Source organism: Faecalimonas canis (genome assembly GCF_054601575.1).
The window spans coordinates 37,011-59,282 of the sequence record NZ_BAAHSI010000022.1; the positions used below are offsets into that span (position 1 = coordinate 37,011).

The 22,272-nt window shown below is 37.2% G+C and carries 19 protein-coding genes and 1 other annotated feature; of the genes, 15 read left to right on the top strand and 4 right to left on the bottom strand.

The features are described 5' to 3' along the window. Positions 1 to 25: 25 nt before the first annotated feature. The 4 genes from ACYPXO_RS07080 (at position 26) to uraA (ending at position 7,522) form a co-directional block, all read left to right on the top strand. Positions 26 to 3,682, top strand: coding sequence for an Ig-like domain-containing protein (locus ACYPXO_RS07080; protein WP_459639916.1), 3,657 nt, complete (start codon positions 26 to 28; stop codon positions 3,680 to 3,682). A 207-nt stretch (positions 3,683 to 3,889) separates the two neighbouring features. Beyond that, positions 3,890 to 4,966, top strand: coding sequence for an L-threonine 3-dehydrogenase (gene tdh / locus ACYPXO_RS07085; RefSeq protein ID WP_459639917.1), 1,077 nt, complete (start codon positions 3,890 to 3,892; stop codon positions 4,964 to 4,966). A 25-nt stretch (positions 4,967 to 4,991) separates the two neighbouring features. Next, entirely contained in the window at positions 4,992 to 6,194 is a 1,203-nt protein-coding gene (locus tag ACYPXO_RS07090) for a glycine C-acetyltransferase (protein ID WP_459639918.1), read from the top strand. A gap of 77 nt (positions 6,195 to 6,271) precedes the next feature. Beyond that, positions 6,272 to 7,522, top strand: coding sequence for a uracil permease (uraA, locus tag ACYPXO_RS07095; RefSeq protein ID WP_459639919.1), 1,251 nt, complete (start codon positions 6,272 to 6,274; stop codon positions 7,520 to 7,522). Between the two features lie 446 nt (positions 7,523 to 7,968). Here uraA and ACYPXO_RS07100 read toward each other — a convergent pair whose 3' ends face one another. Together ACYPXO_RS07100 and ACYPXO_RS07105 are read right to left on the bottom strand one after the other, a co-directional pair. Continuing rightward, positions 7,969 to 9,381, bottom strand: coding sequence for an amidophosphoribosyltransferase (locus ACYPXO_RS07100; protein WP_459639920.1), 1,413 nt, complete (start codon positions 9,379 to 9,381; stop codon positions 7,969 to 7,971). Positions 9,382 to 9,502: 121 nt separating this feature from the next. Then, positions 9,503 to 10,303: a polysaccharide deacetylase family protein gene (locus ACYPXO_RS07105; protein ID WP_459639921.1), complete on the bottom strand. Its 801-nt coding sequence runs from the start codon at positions 10,301 to 10,303 to the stop codon at positions 9,503 to 9,505. A gap of 101 nt (positions 10,304 to 10,404) precedes the next feature. Here ACYPXO_RS07105 and ACYPXO_RS07110 point away from each other — a divergent pair, with 101 nt between their 5' ends. From ACYPXO_RS07110 to ACYPXO_RS07135, 6 genes are all read left to right on the top strand, one after another. After that, on the top strand, positions 10,405 to 11,961 hold the full coding sequence (locus ACYPXO_RS07110) for a ClC family H(+)/Cl(-) exchange transporter (RefSeq protein ID WP_459639922.1): 1,557 nt from the start codon (positions 10,405 to 10,407) through the stop codon (positions 11,959 to 11,961). Between the two features lie 23 nt (positions 11,962 to 11,984). Then, complete coding sequence (locus tag ACYPXO_RS07115; RefSeq protein WP_459639923.1) at positions 11,985 to 12,446, top strand: methylated-DNA--[protein]-cysteine S-methyltransferase; 462 nt, start codon at positions 11,985 to 11,987, stop codon at positions 12,444 to 12,446. Beyond that, complete coding sequence (locus ACYPXO_RS07120) at positions 12,443 to 13,213, top strand: GNAT family N-acetyltransferase (RefSeq protein ID WP_459639924.1); 771 nt, start codon at positions 12,443 to 12,445, stop codon at positions 13,211 to 13,213. Before ACYPXO_RS07115 ends, ACYPXO_RS07120 begins: the two co-directional genes overlap by 4 nt. Positions 13,214 to 13,272: 59 nt before the next feature. Further along, positions 13,273 to 13,512: a binding site (T-box leader), on the top strand. Between the two features lie 47 nt (positions 13,513 to 13,559). Continuing rightward, on the top strand, positions 13,560 to 15,983 hold the full coding sequence (gene leuS / locus ACYPXO_RS07125) for a leucine--tRNA ligase (RefSeq protein ID WP_459639925.1): 2,424 nt from the start codon (positions 13,560 to 13,562) through the stop codon (positions 15,981 to 15,983). A 340-nt stretch (positions 15,984 to 16,323) separates the two neighbouring features. Then, positions 16,324 to 16,695, top strand: coding sequence for a hypothetical protein (locus ACYPXO_RS07130; protein WP_459639926.1), 372 nt, complete (start codon positions 16,324 to 16,326; stop codon positions 16,693 to 16,695). A gap of 73 nt (positions 16,696 to 16,768) precedes the next feature. Beyond that, a complete protein-coding gene (locus tag ACYPXO_RS07135) occupies positions 16,769 to 17,293 on the top strand; it encodes a hypothetical protein (protein ID WP_077726093.1) in 525 nt (174 codons plus the stop codon). Between the two features lie 54 nt (positions 17,294 to 17,347). On the opposite strand, the gene ACYPXO_RS07140 is transcribed toward ACYPXO_RS07135, so the two are convergent. Further along, a complete protein-coding gene (locus tag ACYPXO_RS07140; RefSeq protein ID WP_173823011.1) occupies positions 17,348 to 17,656 on the bottom strand; it encodes a hypothetical protein in 309 nt (102 codons plus the stop codon). A 113-nt stretch (positions 17,657 to 17,769) separates the two neighbouring features. Between ACYPXO_RS07140 and ACYPXO_RS07145 the strand changes: the two genes are divergently transcribed. Further along, positions 17,770 to 17,985, top strand: coding sequence for a helix-turn-helix domain-containing protein (locus ACYPXO_RS07145; protein WP_004611575.1), 216 nt, complete (start codon positions 17,770 to 17,772; stop codon positions 17,983 to 17,985). A gap of 192 nt (positions 17,986 to 18,177) precedes the next feature. On the opposite strand, the gene ACYPXO_RS07150 is transcribed toward ACYPXO_RS07145, so the two are convergent. Further along, entirely contained in the window at positions 18,178 to 18,861 is a 684-nt protein-coding gene (locus tag ACYPXO_RS07150) for a helix-turn-helix domain-containing protein (RefSeq protein WP_173823009.1), read from the bottom strand. A 250-nt stretch (positions 18,862 to 19,111) separates the two neighbouring features. On the opposite strand from ACYPXO_RS07150, the gene ACYPXO_RS07155 reads away from it, so the two are divergent. From ACYPXO_RS07155 to ACYPXO_RS07170, 4 genes are all read left to right on the top strand, one after another. Next, positions 19,112 to 19,441 carry a hypothetical protein gene (locus ACYPXO_RS07155; protein ID WP_270602940.1) on the top strand — a complete coding sequence of 110 codons (330 nt, stop codon included), beginning with the start codon at positions 19,112 to 19,114 and terminating at the stop codon, positions 19,439 to 19,441. 87 nt (positions 19,442 to 19,528) lie between these two features. Continuing rightward, positions 19,529 to 20,611, top strand: a complete 1,083-nt coding sequence (locus tag ACYPXO_RS07160) for a replication initiation factor domain-containing protein (protein ID WP_173749540.1) — start codon at positions 19,529 to 19,531, stop codon at positions 20,609 to 20,611. Positions 20,612 to 20,615: 4 nt separating this feature from the next. Further along, the gene (locus ACYPXO_RS07165; protein WP_081445676.1) at positions 20,616 to 20,795 is read left to right on the top strand and encodes an excisionase; all 180 of its coding nucleotides are present in this window, start codon (positions 20,616 to 20,618) and stop codon (positions 20,793 to 20,795) included. 82 nt (positions 20,796 to 20,877) lie between these two features. Then, positions 20,878 to 22,080: a tyrosine-type recombinase/integrase gene (locus ACYPXO_RS07170; protein WP_173749539.1), complete on the top strand. Its 1,203-nt coding sequence runs from the start codon at positions 20,878 to 20,880 to the stop codon at positions 22,078 to 22,080. Positions 22,081 to 22,272 lie beyond the last annotated feature (192 nt).

Here is a 22,272-nt window from a genome sequence, read left to right on the forward strand (position 1 = left end):
GTGCGAAAGGAAAGGAAGAAGAAAGATGAAGAAGTTAAAACAAATGGCAGCAACAATTCTTGCGGTGTCTTTAATGATAACAATGTTTCCGGCAAATGTGTTTGCCAAGGAGACGGTTCGTGAGAATGTAGATACAGAATGGTACAATTTCCGAAATAATCCGGAAAATAACGGGGTGACAGACAGACCTACCCCGATTGAAGCAGAGCAAACAGTACAAAAGTGGGCAGAAAAGTATGGAACAGGCTGGTCGGCAGCACCCACTCCGCCTCTGATTTTAAATGGAAAATTATATATCGGTGTTGCAAACCAGATTCTTGAAATCGACAAAGAGACAGGTGAAGAAATTCGCAGAAGTGATGAAATGATTGGAAATGTCGGGTATGCGATGAACCCTCTCACATATGCGGACGGAAAATTGTTTGTACAGGTTGGAAACGGTGCAATCCAGGCTGTTGACTATAAGACATTAAAATGTGTGTGGTATAGCGAGAAAATAGGTGGACAGACGGTTTCTCCGATCAGTTATGCGAAGATTGATGGGAAAGGTTACATCTATAGCGGTACATGGAACAGTGAAAAACGAGATGGAAGTTATATCTGTATGACAACAGATGACGAGGGAACAACGGAAGTAGAGGGGGTGACAAAAGGTGGAGGAAAAGAAAAAAAATTAACATGGCAGTTTACTCCGTCAACAGATGATACGCAGGTAAAGAACAAAAGAGGTTTTTACTGGGCCGGTGCATATGCTACAGAAAATTATATAGCGGTAGGTTCAGATGACGGTTCTAATGAGGGTGACTATACAGCAAATGCCATATTCTATACATTAGACTCACGTACAGGAAAAATCATTGACTCCATTTCCGGAATTAAGGGGGATATCCGTACAACGACAGTGTACGACAATGGATATTTGTATTTTGCCACAAAAGGTGGAGTTCTTTACAAGACAAAAGTAGACAACAAAGGGAAACTGAGTGAGACAAGTTCGATTGACATAGGAGCGGTAACAAATGAAAAATTAATGGCGACAGCAGCGCCGTTAGTATATGGAAATAAGATTTATATGGGAGTTTCGGGTGCGGGAGGACAGTTTGATCCTGATGCAGGGCACGGATTCCGTATTATTGATAACAAAGGTCCGCTTACACAGGATTCTATTATGTATAATCTTCCGATTGCCGGATATCCGCAGGCGGCAGCGTTAGCATCAACGGCATATGCAGACAAAGATTTTAACGGAGACGGAGAGGCAGACGGTAGAGTATATTTGTATTTCACATACAATGCAATGCCGGGAGGAATCTATTACTGTTACGATACAAAGGATCAGACAGAAGCAAAGCCTGAACAGTACGGGGAATTATTTGTGCCGCAAAAGGAACAGCAGCAGTATTGTATCAGTACTCTTTGTGCGGACAGAGACGGAACATTATATTATAAGAATGACAGCTGCTATTTAATGGCAGTAGAAAACAATCCGGCATACTTAAACAATGTAACGGTAAAAGGCGGAGAAAACGAAAGCATTTCATGGAATAAAGCATTCGATTCGGCAAATGCGGAGTATGAGTTAAAAATTCCTGATACAATGAAAACGGCAAATATCACATTGGAAATGAATCAGGGAATGACTGCTACAATCAACGGCAGCGCATATACCGGTAAAAATGAAGTGACACTTGAAGAAGGTGACACAAAAGTACAGATTGAAGTCAGCAAAACACAAGGAGAAAAAACATATAAAAGAACATATACATTAAACTTTGCGAGGGTAAAGGCAATCTCCACTCTTGAGAGTATGAGGGTAGGAAATTCAAACTCCTTCACCGGATTTTTGCAGATGACACCTGAATTTACATCAGAAGTAACGGATTATAAAGTGGATACAACAAGACAGGAAAGTTTTTGGAGAGTGTGGTTAAAACCGACAGATGTAAACTCAAAAATAACCGTAACTCCTGTAGAAAATGTAGACAGAATAACAACATCAAATGGGAATACTTCGACTCAGGGGCATGACAGATGGAATGTGTATAAGAAAGATCAGACAAAAACGGCTAAGATTAGAATCGACGTGTTGTCTGAAAACGGAAAGAAAACAACAAGTTATAATTTGACTTTAGAAGTTCCTGTAAAAGTAACCGGAATTGAGCTTGATAAACAGGAAGCAGAACTGGATATGACAGAGAAATTACAGTTGAATGCAAAAATCATGCCGGAAAATGCAACGATTCAGACGGTTAAATGGTACTCATCTGATGAAGAGACAGCAACTGTAAACGAAATAGGTCTCGTAACACCGAAAAAGGCAGGAAATGCAGAAATTACGGTTATATCTGATGATGGAGCGAGCATAACGGACAAATGTCATGTTACGATTACGGATAAGGCAAAAGAAGTAGACGATTTAATTGATGCAATCGGAACGGTTACTTTGGAAAGCAAGGCTAAAATTGATATTGCCAGAGGTGCTTACAAAGTTTTGACTGCTGAACAAAAAGAGAGAGTAACGAAGTTAAACATATTAGAAGAGGCAGAAAAAGAATATGACCGTTTAAAAGGAGAGGCCGATAAAGAAGAAGCAGACAAGGCTGCTGCAAAGGCGGTAGACCATTTGATTGAAAAAATCGGGGAAGTTACAATTGACAGTGGAAAACAGATTCAGCAAGCAAGGGAAGCATTTGAAAAATTGACTCCTGAGCAGAAAGCAAAAGTGGAACAGGAAGAAATCCTCAAAGCAGCAGAAGAAAAATATGCCAAATTATTGTTGGTCGAAGAAAAAGAAAATGCAAAGAATCTTTTAGACAACTACAAAAATTTAACAGAATACAGACAGGAACAGCAGGAAGAATTAAAAACAATTATCCGTGAAGGAAAAACGCAGATAGAAAAAGCGACGGATAAAGACGGTATAGACAAGGTCATAAAAGCGACAAAAGAAAAAATGGACGCCGTAAAAACAGATGCGGAATTGATAACCCAAGAAAATATGGATAAAGCGGCAGAGTATGTGGAAAAGCAAATTTCCAATATAGGAGAAGTTCGTTTTACTTCAAAATCAAGAGATGCGATTTTATTTGCAAGAGTTTCTTATGACAAATTAGAAAAAATGGCACAGGAAAAAGTAGATAATTACAGTGTGTTGTCAGATGCGGAAGCAAAATGGAAAGAATTGGAATCCAATGCAAAAGTAATCACTTTAGTTGATGAAAAGAGCAAAATAACAGTCAGCGGAAAATTCATGGAAGACTTTGAACTCCATGTAGAGAAAGCGGATAAAGAAGCAGAATCTGTTCTGCAAAAAGAATTTGTATCATTGTGGGATAAACTTGAAAATCCTTTTGTTCCATATACAATTTCGTATGAAGGAGGATATGTGGGAGAAATCACAGTGAAAATTCCTGTTGATGCAGTTTATAACGGAAGAAGTGTAATTGTAAAACAATTGTGTGGGGACAACTCAATAGTATCTTATGAGACAACTGTCAAAGAGAACAGTGTGTCAGTGAAAACAAACACATTGGGAACATTTATGGCAGGCGTTAAAAAAGTGAAAAATGTAAATGGAAGTGCGCCTAAAACGGCAGACACTTCAGACATGATGCTCTGGATGGGAATTTGTGTGCTCAGTATGGTTACATTGGTGGCGCGCAGACGTTTAAAACACAACTAATTATTTGTAAAGAAAGTAACTCTTAACATGGGTTACTTTCTTTTTGTCTGTCCTACAAATACATTTGATTATGTCCGCGAAACAAGAACGGTTTTGGAAAAATGTTCGTCTGCAACGGATAGAAATTGCTTGAAATTTTAGAAAAAATACGCTATGATGTTCTTAAAGAAACGGGAAAGTTACCTGAAAGAATAGGAGAAAAAAGCAATGAATGATAACAAAATGTGGGCATTGGTAAAAGAAGAAGCGGCGCCGGGACTTGCTCTGAAAAGAGTTCCGATTCCTGAAGTAAGCACAAATGACGTGAAGATTAAAATTCACAAAACAGCAATCTGCGGAACAGACGTACATATTTATCAGTGGAATGAATGGGCACAGCATACAATCGCGATCGGACAGACAGCAGGACACGAATATGTAGGTGAAATCGTGGAAATGGGAAGCGGTGTTAAAGGATACAAAATCGGTGACATCGTATCGGGCGAAGGTCACATCGTATGTGGAAAATGCCGTAACTGTTTGGAAGGACACAAAGAGAACTGTAAAGATGCAAAAGGTGTAGGCGTAAATCGTGACGGGGCATTTGCAGAATACCTTGTTATTCCGGCGGAAAATGTATGGCCGACAAATCCGGCAATTCCGGAAGAAATGTATGCAATTTTTGACCCATTTGGAAATGCGACACATACAGCGCTTTCCTATGAGGTGTTGGGAGAAGACGTATTGATTACAGGTGCGGGTCCGATTGGTATTATGGCAGCGGCAATCGCAAAATTTGCCGGAGCAAGACACGTTGTCATTACAGACTTCAATCAATATCGTTTGGATCTTGCTAAGAAGTTGGGAGCAACAAGAACGGTTAATCTTGCAAATGAAAAGTTAACGGATGTGATGAAAGAAATCGGAATGACAGAAGGTTTTGATGTTGGTATGGAAATGTCAGGAGCGGCTGCCGGATTTCGTGATATGATTGATAATATGAAACATGGAGGTAAAATTGCTGTTCTTGGTTTACAAAGACCGGATGCACAGATTAATTGGGAAACAGTTATTTGGAACGGTTTAAATATCCGAGGTATTTACGGACGTAAAGTGTGGGATACATGGTATAAGATGACAACGATGCTTCAGGCAGGACTTGACATTTCTGATATTATTACACACAGAATGAATATCAAAGATTACAAAGCAGGTTTTGACGCAATGATTTCAGGACAGTCAGGAAAAGTCATCTTAAATTGGGAAGACTTAGATCAATTAGAGCCACAATCACAGGAAATTTAAAATAAAGAAGGAAGGATTGATAGAAATGGCACGTAAAAATGATATTTTAAGTATCTACACAAAAGAAGTGGAAGACATTAAAGCAGCAGGATTATTCAAAGGTGAAGCACCGATTGCTTCCGCACAAGGCGCAAAAGTAAAATTGGAAGACGGAAGAGAAGTTATCAATATGTGTGCAAATAACTATTTAGGGTTAGGAGATAACCAGAGATTAATTGATGCGGCAAAGAGAACTTATGATGAAAGAGGATATGGAGTTGCATCAGTACGTTTTATTTGTGGAACACAGGATATTCATAAGCGGTTAGAAAAGAAAATTTCTGATTTCTTAGGAATGGATGATACAATTCTGTATTCTTCATGTTTTGATGCTAACGGAGGATTATTTGAAACTATTTTAACAGCAGATGATGCGGTTATCAGTGATGAATTAAATCATGCTTCCATTATTGATGGCGTTCGCTTATGTAAGGCAAAACGCTTCCGCTACAAAAACAATGATATGGAAGATTTGGAAGCAAAATTAAAAGAAGCAGATGAAGCGGGTGCAAGAATTAAATTAATTGCAACAGACGGTGTGTTCTCTATGGATGGAATTATCTGCAACTTAAAAGGAGTTTGTGATTTAGCGGATAAATATAACGCTTTAGTTATGGTAGATGACAGCCACGCTGTTGGATTTGTCGGAGCACATGGACGGGGAACTGCGGAGCATTGTGGAGTAGAAGGACGAGTAGATATTATTACAGGTACTTTAGGAAAAGCGCTCGGCGGAGCGTCAGGTGGATACACAGCTGCCCGCAAGGAAATCGTTGATTTACTTCGTCAGAGAAGCCGTCCATACTTATTCTCTAACTCATTAGCGCCGGCAATTGCAGGAGCAAGTATTGAATTATTTGATATGTTAAGCGAAAGCACAGAACTTCGTGATCATTTGGAAGAAACAACAGATTACTATCGTAAGTTACTTGTAGATAACGGATTTGACATTATCATGGGAACACATCCATGTGTACCGGTTATGCTATACGATGAAGTGACGGCAGCGGAATTTGCAAAACGCATGATGGAAAAAGGTGTTTATGTTGTGGCTTTCTCTTATCCGGTTGTTCCAAAGGGAAAAGCAAGAATCCGTACACAAGTATGTGCAAGTCATACAAAAGAAGATATTGATTTCATTGTAAAATGCTTTATTGAAGTAAGAGAAGAAATGGGATTAAATAAATAATCGTTTTATGAAAGAAGAGTAGAAAATCTGCTCTTCTTTTGTTATACTGAATAGAAAAACGAAAGAGAGGAAAGTGAGTGGAAAAGAGAAAAATTATTCAAGTGGAAGAAAAAGTCCCGTTTAAGTTATTAGTGCCTCTTAGCATTCAGCATATGTTTGCTATGTTTGGAGCATCGGTACTTGTACCTTTTGTGTTCGGAATTAATCCGGCAATTGTACTATTTATGAATGGGGTGGGAACACTTCTTTTTATCCTTATTACAAAGGGAAAAGCACCTGCATATTTAGGCTCAAGTTTTGCTTTTCTTGCACCAGCAGGAATGGTTATCAGCAAATTTGGTTATGAATATGCTTTAGGTGGATTTGTTGCAGTAGGGTTTTGTGGTTGTATACTGGCATTTATTATTTACAAATTCGGCTCAGATTGGATAGACATAGTATTGCCTCCGGCGGCGATGGGACCGGTAGTAGCGCTGATTGGTTTGGAATTAGCGGGAGCTGCTGCAAGTAATGCAGGACTTTTAGAAGAACATATCAAATCGGAAAATGCAATTGTATTTTTTGTAACTTTAGGAATTGCAGTTTTTGGGTCGGTTGTTTTTAAAGGATTTTTATCGGTTATCCCTATTCTAATTGCGGTAATCGCCGGATATATTTCCGCCATTGCCTGTGGAATAGTTGATTTTACTGAAGTATCTAAAGCGTCATTATTTGCCATACCGAATTTTTCGGCGCCGAAATTTAATTTGGAAGCCATTTTAATTATTCTACCTGTTATTCTTGTTATTACATCGGAGCATATCGGACATCAGATTGTAACAGGAAAAATTGTAGGAAGAAATCTATTGAAAGAACCGGGACTTCATCGTTCGTTATTCGGAGATAATTTTTCTACAATGCTATCGGGATTTATCGGTTCTGTGCCGACAACAACTTATGGGGAAAATATCGGAGTTATGGCAGTTACGGGCGTATATAGCGTATATGTTATTGCGGGTGCGGGTATTCTTTCCATTATCTGTTCATTTATCGGGAAACTGACTGTTCTGATTCAAACAATTCCGGGAGCGGTGATAGGCGGAATTTCTTTCCTACTATATGGAATGATAGGAACATCAGGTATAAGAATTTTAGTAGATTCCAAAGTGGATTACGGTAAATCAAGAAATCTAGCGTTGACATCTGTTGTTTTTGTAACAGGATTATCAGGAATTACAGTGAAATTTGGAAATGTAGAATTAAAGGGAATGGTATTAGCCTGCGTGGTAGGAATGATATTAAGTTTAATTTTCTATATATTGGATAAAATTCATCTGACAAATGATTAGAAAATTAGAGTAGATAGAGGAGTTAGTTCTGAGAGAATAACTCCTCTGTTTTAATAGACAACTTTATAGTTTGCTTTGTAATTTAGAACATTTTCAAACATAAAGCCCTGAAATCTTATTCTCCGATAAATCTGGTTTTCTCAGCATATATGCAAAGTTTACCGCAAAGAATATAAGGAATGAAGCATACCCCCCAAAAAAAAATTTAGCAGTTCAATTTAGCTAAGATACATGAAGCGTATTTTGTTCCGAATGCTTCGCGAACCCAAGTATATAATCCGTCGTCAGACTGATAGGTAGAAGAAAGTTAATATATGGAAAATTAATAGAAAAGTAAAGGGAAATGGATTATAAAAGAGAAATGAAAGACCGTCGGCTGTATGCTGCTGGTCTTTTTACTTACAAAAAAACTACAGTTCAATAACTTAGAACTGTAGTTTTTGAAATTATTCTTTTCCGTTGAAACAATATGTACAAACTTTACAAGGTTCTAATCCGATAGAAGCAATTAAATCGTCTAAGCGGTGGTATCTTAAAGTAGTAAAGTTTTGTTTTTTGCGAATTTCTTCAAGCATATTGGCATATCTTTCTGTTGTCGGGTCAGCATATTCGTGAAGTACATTTTCTGCATTGTCCCCCTCGAGTTTCTGAATAACCTGTCTTGTAATTAAATCTAATTCTGATTTAGAACGTGAGAAATTCAAGTATTTACAACCATATAATAATGGTGGGCAGGCAGGTCTTACATGAACTTCTTTCGCACCGCTATTATATAAAAATTCAGTTGTTTCACGCAATTGAGTACCGCGTACAATCGAATCATCAATTAATAAAAGACTCTTGTCCTCAATTAATGACTGTACCGGAATTAATTTCATGCGGGCAATCAGATTTCTCTGTTCCTGATTTTGTGGCATGAAAGAACGAGGCCATGTAGGCGTATATTTAATGAATGGTCTTGCAAAAGGAATGCTTGATTCATTTGAATATCCGATAGCGTGAGCAATTCCTGAATCAGGTACACCTGCGACAATATCAGGTTTTATGTTATCTTCTGCATCACGTTTTGCAAGCATACTTCCGCATTTGTAACGCATTTCTTCTACATTTACTCCTTCATAAGAAGATGTCGGATACCCGTAATATACCCAGAGGAATGAACAGATTTTCATATCTTCTTTAGCAGGGCTTACTGTTTCAACCCCGTCAGGTGTAATATGTACAATTTCGGCAGGTCCGAGTTCTTTATAAGTTGAATAACCTAAGTTGATATAAGCAAAATCTTCAAAAGATACACAGTAGGCATCTTTTTTCTTTCCGATTACAAGAGGAGTTCTTCCCAAACGATCTCTTGCAGCGTAAAGTCCGTCTTGAGTCATAAGAAGAATAGTCATAGAACCGTCAACAATTTCCTGAACAAACTGAATACCTTCTACAAGAGAGTCTTTGTGACAAATTAAAGAACCAATTAATTCAGTAGCATTAATTTGTCCTCCGCTCATTTCTTGAAAATGAGTGTGTCCATGCTGATAAACTCTTTCTAATAATTCATCCATATTATTAATTTTGCCAACAGTAGTAATGGCAAAACTTCCTAGATGTGATTGAATTAGCAATGGCTGTGGTTCAAAATCAGAAATACAACCGATGCCGATATTTCCTTTTAGTTCTTCCACATCCCGCTCAAATTTTGTACGGAATGGAGAGTTTTCTATATTGTGAATGGCTCTGCTAAAACCTTGTGGACCGTAAGTAGCCATACCGCCTCTTCGTGTTCCTAAATGTGAGTGGTAGTCAACGCCATAAAACAAATCAAGTGTACAGTTTGATTTTCCGGCGACACCAAAAAATCCGCCCATGAGAAATCCTCCTTTTTCTGATAACAAATTTGTGTCTTTAACAGAATAAGTTTATCATGATTTCCTTTGGAAAGCAAAGGAATGCTTATGAATATTTTTAAATTGATATTATAAGTGTAAGTTATAAAAATGTTTCTAAAGATTTAAAGGTATATCCCCTTTCTTCCCATTTGGTTAAAAGTTCATCTAAAATTTGTGCGTTAGTGGAAGAAGTGCTGTGCAGAAGGACAATTGCACCCGGATGAATCCTTTTTAATAGTTTGTCAAATGCTTCTTCTTTTGTCGGCTGATTGTTTTCGTACCAATCTACATAGGCCAAACTCCAGAAAAATGTTTTATAACCGAAATCCTTTGCCATTTGTAAATTTGTTGTACTATATTTTCCCTGTGGAGCGCGATATAATTTTTTCATTCGTTTTCCTGTGATTTCTTTATATAAATCTTCTACACCGGAGATTTCTTTTTGAAATTCTTCTTTAGAAGAGAGTTTTGACATATCCAGATGATTTAGCGTGTGATTTCCGACGATGTGTCCTTCTTTTACTATTCTTTTTACTAAATCGGGGCTTGTTCTTAAAAAGTTGCCTACGACAAAAAAAGTAGCGGGAGCATTATGTTTTTTTAAGGCATCCAGTATAGCAGGTGTATTGCCATTTTCAAATCCGGCGTCGAAAGTCAGATATAGAACTTTTTCTTCGGTCGGTTCGGCATAGTAGGCATCATACTGTTTTAGTTCATCAATGGATGCATTTCCTACAGGGAGTTTTCCTTCCTCCTGAAAACTGAGTCCCCAGTTACCTTCCGCGGATGCCGGAACGGCTTTGTCAGAAAAGGTGTGAATAGTTTTTGCAGTTAAATGTCCGACAGAAAAAGAGAGGGAAAACAGGAGTAGAAGTGCGGTGAATTTTTTGCATTTTTTCAAGATAATACCTCGAAATAACCTTTCTCAATTATAGAATATGGGAAAGAAAGGAGAAATATGTTACAATAATAAAAGCAAATATGTAGGAAAGAGGGGGAAAAATGAAAAAAGATACGTTACATATATTGAAGCGTGCGGAGCGTTTTCATGTTGTTCTTATCGGGGAAGGTCTGCTTGTGGGAAGTGTGGCAGGTCTTGTTGTGCTGGCGTATCGAATTGCTTTAAAGTATGCAGGACAGTGGCTTGAGGCAGTTTGTCAGTATATAGGACATTCTCCGATTAAGGCGGCAGGTTGGTTTTGTCTGCTATTTCTAATGGCGGTTGTAGTCGGAATTTTGATTAAATGGGAACCGATGATTTCAGGAAGTGGAATACCGCAGTTGGAAGGTGAAATGGCAGGAAAATTAAATCAGACATGGTGGAAAGTTTTGCCGGCAAAATTTATCGGCGGATTTTTATCTCTGCTTGCAGGGTTGTCACTTGGACGTGAAGGCCCATCCATTCAACTTGGGGCGATGACCGGAAAGGGAATTTCTAAAGTGCTGGACAGAGGGAAGACAGAAGAAAAATTTTTATTAACGTGTGGGGCAAGTGCAGGACTTTCGGCGGCTTTTCATGCACCACTTGCAGGGGTAATGTTTTCGCTTGAAGAAGTACACAAAAATTTCTCGGTATCCGTCCTTGTATCAGTGATGACAGCGTCAATTTCGGCAGATTATTTATCATCACAGTTTATCGGGATTGAGCCGGTGTTTCGATTTGATATTGGCCATGTACTGCCACAAAGTTATTACTGGTTGATTATACTGCTTGGTATTATTCTTGGTGTTTTGGGATGTGTATATAATTGGTTTACATTAAAAGTACAGTCGTGGTACAAACAATCGAAACGATTAAATGAAATTACAAAAGTAATGATACCGTTTATGTTGGCGGGAATCCTTATGTTTGTTATGCCGGAATTACTTGGAAGCGGACATGAATTAATTGACAGACTGACAAGCCATGAATTGTTTTTGGGTGGAGCAATTGTTATTTTAATTGGAAAATTTTTGTTTTCGGCGGTATCTTTTGGATCGGGAGCGCCGGGAGGAATTTTCTTCCCATTGCTTGTTTTGGGGGCTTTTGTCGGTGGGATTTTTGGAATGATAGGCGTAAATTATTTTGGTATGGATCCGGATTATATTAATAATTTTGTTCTGTTGGCAATGGCAGGGAATTTTACAGCAATTGTAAGAGCGCCGTTGACAGCGATTATTCTTATTTTTGAAATGACAGGTTCAGTCAGTCAAATGTTATCGCTCTCCATAATTTCTATTGTTGCTTATGTGGTAGCAAGTCTGATTGGTTCAGAACCGATTTATGAAAGTCTGTTGGAAAGACTTTTGAAAAAAAACGGTGAGAAGACAGAGGAAGTTAAGGGGCAGAAAATATTAATCAGCCATGTGATTATGCACGGTTCACCGTTAGCACACAAAGCGGTACAGGAAATTGAATGGCCGCAAAATTGTCTTCTTGTTTCTATTAAAAGAGGGGATAAGGAAGTTATTCCAAAAGGAAAAACGGTTCTTCTCCCAAGTGATATGATTATCACACTGACCGATGAAAAAGACGAACCGTTCGTTCGTGAATGTGTGGAAAAATTATGTAAAATGTAATGGTGAAGGGGAGAAACGAAAGAATGTATGTATATTTTTCACCGATTGGGAAATTGGGAATAAATGCAGATGAAAAAGGGATTCGTAAAATTGATTTTCTTGAGGAAAATGTTATAGTTGAGAACTGTGACGGAGAAAATATATTTATTATGGAAGTGAAAAAACAACTGGATGAGTATTTTCAGGGAAAGCGAGAAATATTTGATATTCCTCTTGCTCCTGAAGGAACACCTTTTCAACTAAAAGTGTGGGAGTCCTTGAAAAATATTCTTTATGGGGAAACAAGGAGTTATAAAGATATTGCCATACAGATTGATAATCCAAAAGGATACCGTGCAGTTGGAATGGCGAATAATAAAAATCCCATTCCGATTATTATTCCATGTCACAGAGTTGTGGGAGCGAATGGAAAATTGGTCGGATATGCAGGTGGATTAGATAAGAAAACATTTTTACTGGAACTTGAACGGAGAGAGAAGAAATGATAAGAGAGGTAAAAAGGGAAGAAAGGTCATGTATTGAACATTTGTTTTCCGGTTGGGATGAAACAATGATTTGGTCCTGCTTGCAGGGATGCATGGGAAAAGCATTTTCTGTTGCAGGAAAGGAAACGAAAACTTCCATGATAGCCATTGCAGATTTCTGCTTTTTGGCAGGAGAACCTGATAGAGAATTAGTTGCCTATATTCCACAAACAGCCAAAAAAGAATTTGTTCTTGTTGTGCCAAAAGAAGAAGCATGGAATAAGTATATTGAGGAAGTTTTTGGAGAACGGCAGGAAAAAGTAAAGCGTTATGGCATAAAAAAAGAAAATACTTTTGATACGGAAAAACTCTTTCAATATGTTGAAAAACTTCCGGAAGAGTATGTACTTAAGAAGATTGATGAGGAACTATATAATAAAGTATTACAAGAAGAATGGTCAAAGGACTTTTGTGCTACGTTTTCAGATTATAAGCAGTTTGAAGAAAATGGCGTAGGCGTAGTTGCACTTTTTGGAGAGGAGATTGTGGCGGGAGCGTCTTCTTATACATTTTATCGGGAAGGAATCGAGATAGAAATTGACACAAAAGAAACTTACAGACGAAAAGGGTTGGCAACCGCCTGCGGAGCAGCACTTATTCTAGAATGCCTCAAAAGAGGAAAATATCCGAGTTGGGATGCTATAGATTTGAGGTCGGTAGCGCTTGCTGAAAAACTGGGATATAATAAAAGTGAAGCATACACAACCTATTTTGTCACATTTTCGTAGGAAACTTGACAAATAAATAAGGGATGTGTACAATAAAATAGTTAATTGAACTAAATACAATAATGACAAGGAAGAGGAGTATTAAGAGCCTATCGTTTGCAGAGAGTTGTCGGGTGGTGCAAGACAACAGCGTAATCTCCCAACTCGCCTCAGAGTTCTTTTGCTGAAATATATTTGATGAGTATCTCGTTAAGTAACGTAGGCAGAAGCGGGACTTCCCGTTATAGAAGAAATGAGTGCATTTTGCGAAAGCAGAATGAATAAGAGTGGTAACGCGGATAGACCTTTTCGTCTCTTGGTTAGAGATGAAGAGGTTTTTTTATAATGTAAATAGGAGGAAAAAATCATGGCAACACCTTATAATCACAAGGCGATTGAAAAAAAATGGCGTGAAAACTGGGAAAAAAATCCGGTAAACGTCAAATCAGATGAAAATGGAAAAAGAGAGAAATATTACTGTTTGGATATGTTCCCTTATCCATCAGGAAATGGTCTTCATGTAGGACATTGGAGAGGGTATGTTATTTCAGATGCATGGAGCCGTTATAAATTATTACAGGGACATTATATTGTACATCCGATGGGATGGGATGCATTTGGTCTTCCGGCAGAAAACTATGCAATTAAAATGGGTGTACATCCATCTATTTCAACAGAAGAAAATATTAAAAACTTCAAAAAACAGTTAAATGAGATTTCAGCATTATATGATTGGGACATGGAAGTAAACACAACTGATCCTGCATTTTATAAATGGACACAGTGGATTTTTGTGAAAATGTTTAAAGAAGGACTTGCATATGAAAAAGAATTTCCGATTAACTGGTGTCCTTCATGTAAAACAGGGTTAGCGAATGAAGAAGTAGTAAATGGTAAATGTGAACGATGCGGAACAGAAGTAACAAAGAAAAATCTTCGTCAGTGGATGCTTCGTATTACAAAATATGCAGACAGATTATTAAATGACCTTGACAAATTGGATTGGCCTGAAAAAGTAAAGAAAATGCAGGCGGAATGGATTGGAAAATCTTACGGTGCTGAGGTGGATTTTAAAGTAGATGGGAAAGATGAAAAAATCACAGTATACACAACAAGACCGGATACATTACACGGTGCTACATTTATGGTACTTGCGCCGGAACATGCTTTAGCAAAAGAACTTGCCACAGATGAAACAAGAGAAGCAGTAGAGAAATATATTGCAGACTCTTCAATGAAATCGAATGTGGACAGACTTCAGGATAAAGAAAAAACAGGTGTATTTACAGGTTCTTATGCAATTAATCCAATCAATAATAAAAAAGTACCGATTTGGTTATCAGATTATGTATTGGCAGATTATGGAACAGGAGCAATTATGTGTGTACCGGCACATGATGACCGTGATTTTGAATTTGCTACAAAATTCAATATCCCGATTATTCAGGTAATTGCTAAAGACGGAAAAGAAATTGAAAATATGACAGAAGCGTATACGGATGCTGTAGGAACAATGATTAATTCTGGAGAATGGAACGGAATGGAATCGGCAGTATTGAAAAAAGAAGCCCCTCATATGATTGAAGAAAAAGGCATCGGTAAGGCAACAGTAAACTTCAAATTGCGTGACTGGGTATTCTCTCGTCAGCGTTATTGGGGAGAACCAATCCCAATTATTCACTGTGAACATTGTGGTGCAGTGCCGGTTCCGGAAGAACAACTTCCTCTTACATTGCCTGATGTAGATTCCTATGAACCGACAGGTACAGGAGAATCTCCTCTTGCAGCAATTGAAAGTTGGGTAAACACAACTTGTCCGATTTGTGGTAAACCGGCAAAACGTGAAACAAATACAATGCCTCAGTGGGCAGGATCTTCGTGGTATTTCCTTCGTTATGTAGATAACCACAATACAGAGGAACTCGTATCAAAAGAAAAAGCAGATGAAATGTTACCTGTAGATATGTATATCGGTGGTGTAGAACACGCAGTTCTTCATTTGTTATACTCACGTTTCTATACAAAATTCTTATATGATATAGGAGCAGTTGACTTTGACGAACCGTTTAAAAAATTATTCAATCAAGGAATGATTACAGGTAAAAATGGTATCAAAATGAGTAAATCAAAGGGAAATGTTGTATCTCCGGATGATTTAGTAAGAGATTATGGTTGTGATTCGCTTAGAATGTATGAACTATTTGTAGGACCACCTGAATTAGATGCTGAATGGGACGACAGAGGAATTGATGGTGTATATCGTTTCTTGAACCGTGTATGGAATCTTGTTATGGACAGCAAGGATGCTGATGTAAAAGCGACAAAAGAAATGATTAAAATTCGCAATAAAATGGTATATGACATCACAACTCGTTTGGAAAGTTTCAGTTTAAACACAGTTGTTTCAGGATTTATGGAATACAATAATAAACTTTTAGATATTGCGAAAAAAGAAGGCGGAGTGGATAAGGAAACATTAGGTACACTTGCAGTTCTTCTCGCACCGTTTGCACCTCATATGGCAGAAGAATTATGGGAACAGTTAGGCAACACGGGAAGTGTATTCCATGCAGGCTGGCCGACATATGATGAAGAAGCGATGAAAGATGATGAAATTGAAGTTGCGGTACAAATTAACGGAAAAACAAGAGCAGTTGTGATAATTCCGGCGGAAATTTCTAAAGAAGATGCGATTGCAGCAGGAAAAGAAGCGGTTGCAGATAAATTGACAGGAACAATTGTAAAAGAAATCTACGTTCCGGGAAGAATTATAAATATTGTGCAGAAATAATTGAGAAGAAATTCTCACAACAGAATAAAGTGCTTGGAAATATTGAAAAGTTCGCTGAAAATCAAGGTTTACAGACATTTTTCTTCAATGAAAAGGTATCGTAGAATATCGCAAAATATCGTAACAGATTTTTAAAATGGAGTAAATTTGGAGTAAAAGTTGAAAGAAAATGGAGTAAATATTTCAAGAAGACATGAAAGGAATGACGCAGATGGTAGAGATATTGTCTGCGTTATTTTTTTTGATTATAATGGTGTAAATAATTGCAAAGTATGATATTATGAGAAATAAACAAATTGGAATTTAACACGAACAAGATTTAATTATAGGAGTGTACTCAATGTGGCTTTTAGGGAGTATTTTTATATTCACATCACTATTAATTCTATACATAAAATATAGGGTTGTTTTTACTGGCGAAAAATGCAAAGGGAAAATAATCGACATTGTAGAACAAAATGCAGGTTATGTAGTAGGTGGTGTTAATGTCAAAAAGCATGCTTATATAGTGAAGATTAAAAACAAAAAATATCATACTGCACATGGTTGTATCTTTTTGTCATTGGGAAAGAGAAATATTGGAAAAGAAATTTCCGTATTTAAGAATGAAAAATATGGAAATGAGGTTTTCAAATGCTTTGATTTTCGTATAGAGATTGTTGCTTTGTTAGTATTTTTATTTGGCGTTTTTATGCTCTACTCAGCCTTATGATAAAGCCAAGCAGGTTTCAGTTTGAAAAGAAGTTATACGCAAAGAAAAATTTAGAAGTTATGGAGGAAACCATATGGAAAATTTAAGTGCATATAGATACTGTATCGCTATGAAAAAAGGTCGAAAAATATTAAATCTGATTGTGGGCTGCTTAATGATTCTTATAAGTATCATTTTCATAACCACAACTGTTTTTAGCTGTATTTTTATGCAAGAATTTGTTTATTACACATTTTTAACAATATTCCTTGTAATTATACCCCTACCTCTTTTTATTTTTGGAATTATAGGTATTGTCTCAGCTACAAAACGAGTTGAAGTTTATAAAGGAAAAGTGATTTATCATATTGGTTTTAAAAATAAGGAATATCGTATGTCTGATATTAAAACATCAAAAACAAAAAGTGAAACATATAGAACAGGATTAGATTATGGAAATATTGTACCCACCTACAGTTATGATAAATTAACTGTATTCTATGATAAAAAAGGGAAAAAGATTTTTAAATTTGGATTGGCATACGATAATGTAGAACGACTGAAAGCAGATGTTAATAATACTCAAAAAAGCATAGCAAAACAGCATAACAAGAACTAAATAAATTCCAGTTTGTAGCAGACAGTTTTTTAATCGACTGTCTGCTTTTCCTTTTCAATCATAATTGATAGTAGTGGTATAAAATGGTTCATATCCATTGTGAAAAGACCATTTAGAACGGTGTAGATTGATTGTAAGGGTGGTGGGAGTTCCGTTGATTTGGTTATGTTCTGCTTCAATTTCTGCTACCACTTCATCAGTATTCCAGTATTGATATACGATAACTTGTAGTTCGGTATCACGATTAGCCCCATTGCTGAATGACATACTGTTAAATACAAGATAATCGGGTAAACTGATATAATAGAGAACACTTGCAAGCAAGACTAGAATAATAGTGATAAATAATAATTTCTTTTTCATTTTGACATACCTCTGTTTCTATATATTTATAAGGATAACTATATAGTACCTCACTGTATAGTGAATTACTACATAAAGATTTATTGAATATACTTTTATGTAGAGGTGAGGTAATGAAGTACGGACATTTAGAACTTCACATAGAGGAACTGCTGAAAGAAAAAGGAATTAGTAAGAATACCATTTGTAAAGAATTGGATATACCGAGGTCTAATTTTAATCGTTATTGCAGAAATGAATTTCAGAGATTAGACGCACAACTAATCTGTAAACTGTGCAGTTACTTGGATTGTGGAATAGAAGAATTGATAGAGTATGTGAAAGAATGAGAGTCTGTCGGATTGAAGAAAAATCGTGCAGGCTTTTGTTGTGTCAAGAAAAAGAGAAAACCTAGTGAGGTCAAGGAACAAGGCGTAGCCGATACGCCGTAGGGCAGTCCTTGACGGAACGGACGCAGCCGACTGCACCATGATACAGCAGAGGACTTGAAAGGTCAGAAACCTTGCAAGTCCTCTTGTCTGTTATTGGGCGTTATTCTTTAAATAAAGTGCTTCTTTTACCACTTCTTTTTCAAATGCTTTTATGTGACCGTCCTGTATTCCGTTGTCGATATAAAAGCAATCGTCAGTTTGTGAGTAGGCAAGTTTGGTAACTTTTGGTTCACAGGTCTTTGTATCAATTCCATAATAGTAAATCGTGGCTGTTGTTAATACCATGTGAATACTTTCAAAATCTCTTGTAAAAATGGTATGCCTGTCAGAATAGAAGAAATCAGACGGACATTCATAGAATTGGGAACTATCCTCTTTCAAAAATAATGGCAGTATGTGCATTGCATTTCCAGCACGATTGACAAGGACATAAAAGCGTGGAATAAGGGCGGCATATTGCGTCATCATGGCAATATAGATATCGTCTAAATTATCGAGAAGATATTCGGAGCAGGAGTTGTTATAAAAGACATATTGCAGGGCATTGTCATTTTGGCTTGTATGTTCCATAGGCACATTTTGTCCGTAAAGCCACCGCAAGTCTACATCTAAGGAGTCAGCAATCAGTTCCATTTTATCGGCTTTCGGATTGTACTGTCCCGAAAGATAGGAACTGAACGCCCCTTTGCTGATACCTGTATCTTTGACTATATCTACCTGTTTTTTATTTTTTGCTTTCATGGCAAATTTAATCCGTTCTGCGATTGTATTCATCTGAAAACCCTCTCTTTCCATATCCTGTTATAACTTTTCATATCTTATCGTCTAAGGACACTATACCACAAGTTCAGAAAAAAGAAAACAAAAAGTTTATAAAAAACTAAACTTTATATTGCAAAACGAATATGTCTGTGCTAATATACAATTAAGTTCAGAAATAACTGAACTAAAAACGACGTCGTAAATATGAAAATGAAAATATGAGAAGCTGACCTATCGGTTCAACGGGGAGAAAGGAACGTGTATGCAGATTACATTGACAAAAGAACAGGTAAAAGAAGCGTTTGGAGAACTTCGTTTTATGGGTGTGGATAACTGTTACCGCTATGATAAAGACAGTAAGAAGAAAACAGAGGAAGTGGAAGCCTTAAAACTTCATCTTGGAAGCATGAAACTTGGGAACAGCGTGGATATTCGCTTGGAAGCAACGGAACTTCCGAAGATTGAGCCTTATGCTGTGGTGGAACTGGAAGAACCAGTATATGCTCCTTATGTGCAGAGAGGAAACTTTCCTGTATTAGTGGAGAAGATTACCTGTAAGGGTATCCGCCCTGTTCCAAATAAAAATATGTAGGCGGTCAAAGTTCCTGCCCTCGTTCTGACGTACCAAACGGCAGGTTGGGGGGCAGGGCAATGGCAACGCCATTGCAGGTAAGGAGGTTTGATAAATTTGGAAGAAAGAAGCGGAAGTTTTCTTCCAGAACTCCCCTACACTAACAGGGGAGTAATACGGCAGAAAGAAGAATTAAGTGCCTTGATAGATTGGTGTCAGATAACCATTAAGGAAGTTCCGTTAGAAGCAGTCATAGAAGATGTGTTGAAAATACCTATGGAACTTATGACTGTAACGGGCTATGAAAAGGGGATTGCAGGACATGAGGTTGTGGCAATCTTCGATAATATCAAGGTGCTAAAGCCGACAGGAAATGCACAGTATCAAGGCTTTCAGATTTTGATGAGTGGGAAAGGCTGTCGCAACTATGAGAATTTTTTACAACTCAATGAGGAAACATGGTTTGATTTCTTGAACAGAGTTTGCCAGTATCATATCAATGTTCCTCGGATTGATTTGGCGATAGACGACAGAAAACCGTATTTGAGTATTCCCGATTTGATTGTACGGACAAAAGAGGGATTGCTTTCCACAAAACTAAGGGAGATAGATTTTCACGACTCGGGAGAACTGAAAGAAGAAGTGTTTCAGAGTAAAGGTGGCAGTCTTTATCTCGGCAGTTCAGCCAGTAATTTGAGATTGGTATTTTATGAAAAGGGATATGAACAGAATAAAAAGTATGGAACAGAATTAGACGAAAATTGGAATAGATATGAGTTGAGATTTCGGCAGGAAATGGCGGTAAGTGTAGTACAGGAATTATTGAGATATAGAGATGTGGCAGGACTGGCAATGGAAGTATTGAACAGTAAAATACGATTTTTAGAAAAGCCGACAGGCAGCATGACAACACGAAAAAGACTTTATCCAACCTATCAAGCATGGGCGGAACTGATGAAAGATATAGGCAAGGTGAAACTTACCATGCAACCACAGAAGAAAAGTTTACAAAAGGTGTGGGAGTGGTTGGAAAAGTATGTTGCCCCGTCTTTGAAACTGTTTGCAGAGGTTGGGAAGATAGAGCAGAGAGATTATATTGGCAATCTCATAGAAAATGGAGAAATGAATATTACACAGAAGCAGTTGTATGATGATTATATAAAAGCAAGAAAATTAGACGAAAGGGGGTGATCGTATCGAAAAAGCATTACTAAATATAAATGAATTTTGTGAGTATATGGGGATTGGGAAAACAAAGGCAAGAGAACTGTTGAACAATCCGAAAAATAGATTTACAGTACGCATTGGTAATCGGTTGTATGCAAATAAGAAATTACTTGATGAATGGCTGGAATATCAATGCAAAAGGGCTTGAAAAGAAAATGGGGTGTGGATATAATGAAAATTGAAATATTTACTTTACCATATTTCTTTCAGTAGAAGAAAGGAAAGTTGGTATGGGTAAAGATTTAAAGGGCAAAGAACTCGGTAAGGGAATTTCACAGAGAGCAGACGGACGCTATATTGCAAGATTTACAAGCAAAACAGGGAAACGAAAAACGCTTTATGATTTTAAACTGAATGAATTAAAACGGAAGTTGCGAGAAGCGGTTTATGAAGATGAACATGGTTTGAATGGCAATGGCGAAAGTATCACTTTAAACGCATGGTATGTAACGTGGACGGAGTTGTATAAGAAGAAAACAGTTAAAATGACTACGATATATAAAAACCACAGTTACTACAATTCAAGAGTGAAGAACTCTATCGGAAAGATGTATTTGCAGGATATTAAAACATATCACGTTCAGAAGTTTTTAAATGACTTGATAGACAGCGGTCTTGCACATGGAACGGTGTCGAACATCAGATTTATGTTGAGTGATATGTTTGATAAAGCGGTATTGAGTGAATACATTAGAAAAAATCCTTGTATCGGTGTGGAAATGCCAAAAGAAGTGAAAAAAGAAAGACGTGTATTAACAAGAGAGGAACAGGAAAAATTCTTTACATTTGCTTCTTCCTACATACACATCAATGTTTTGAAATTTGCTGTGACAACAGGTTGTCGGATTGGAGAAGTGCTGGGACTAAAATGGGAAGATTGTGACTTTGAAAAAAGAGAAATTATAATCAATAAGACAATCCATTATTCAAAGGCTTCCAGTCCTGTTGAGGGTTCAAAGTTTTTCTATACGACTGCAAAAACCATATCCAGTAATCGTGTAATTCCTATGACAGATGAAGTGTATGAGATTTTACAAAATCAGAAGATAAAGCAGACAGAACAGAAGATGTGGAAACGCTCGATATGGAAACAGCATAAAGAATTTCAAAACTTGGTATTTACCTGTTCTGATGGTTCGCCAGTTTATTATTACAACGTCAATAGTGCAATCAAAGACTATGTAGCGAAAATCAATGTGATAGAGATTGAACTGGCAAAGGAAGAAAAGAGAGAGCCGAAGATATTTGAAGTGTTTACCTGTCACACTCTGCGACATACATACGCTACAAGGTGTTATGAAAATGGAGTAGACCAACAGGTAGTACAGAAACTCTTAGGTCATTCCACGCTGGCAATGACAACCGATTTATACACGCACGTTTCAGAAGAAAAGAAAAAAGAAGAAGTAGCCGAACTGAAAATATTGGCTTAAAATTGGAGTAAAAATGGAGTAAATCAGAAGATAGATAGCGAAAAACAGCGTAAAATCAACGTTTTCAAGTGGATATAAATATTGTGCAGAAATAAGCAGTGCAGATAACGGAAAAGATGGACTTATCCTGTTTACAGGAATAAGGACATCTTTTTTGTTATCTATAGGGAGTATGGTCCTATGTCAAGATTT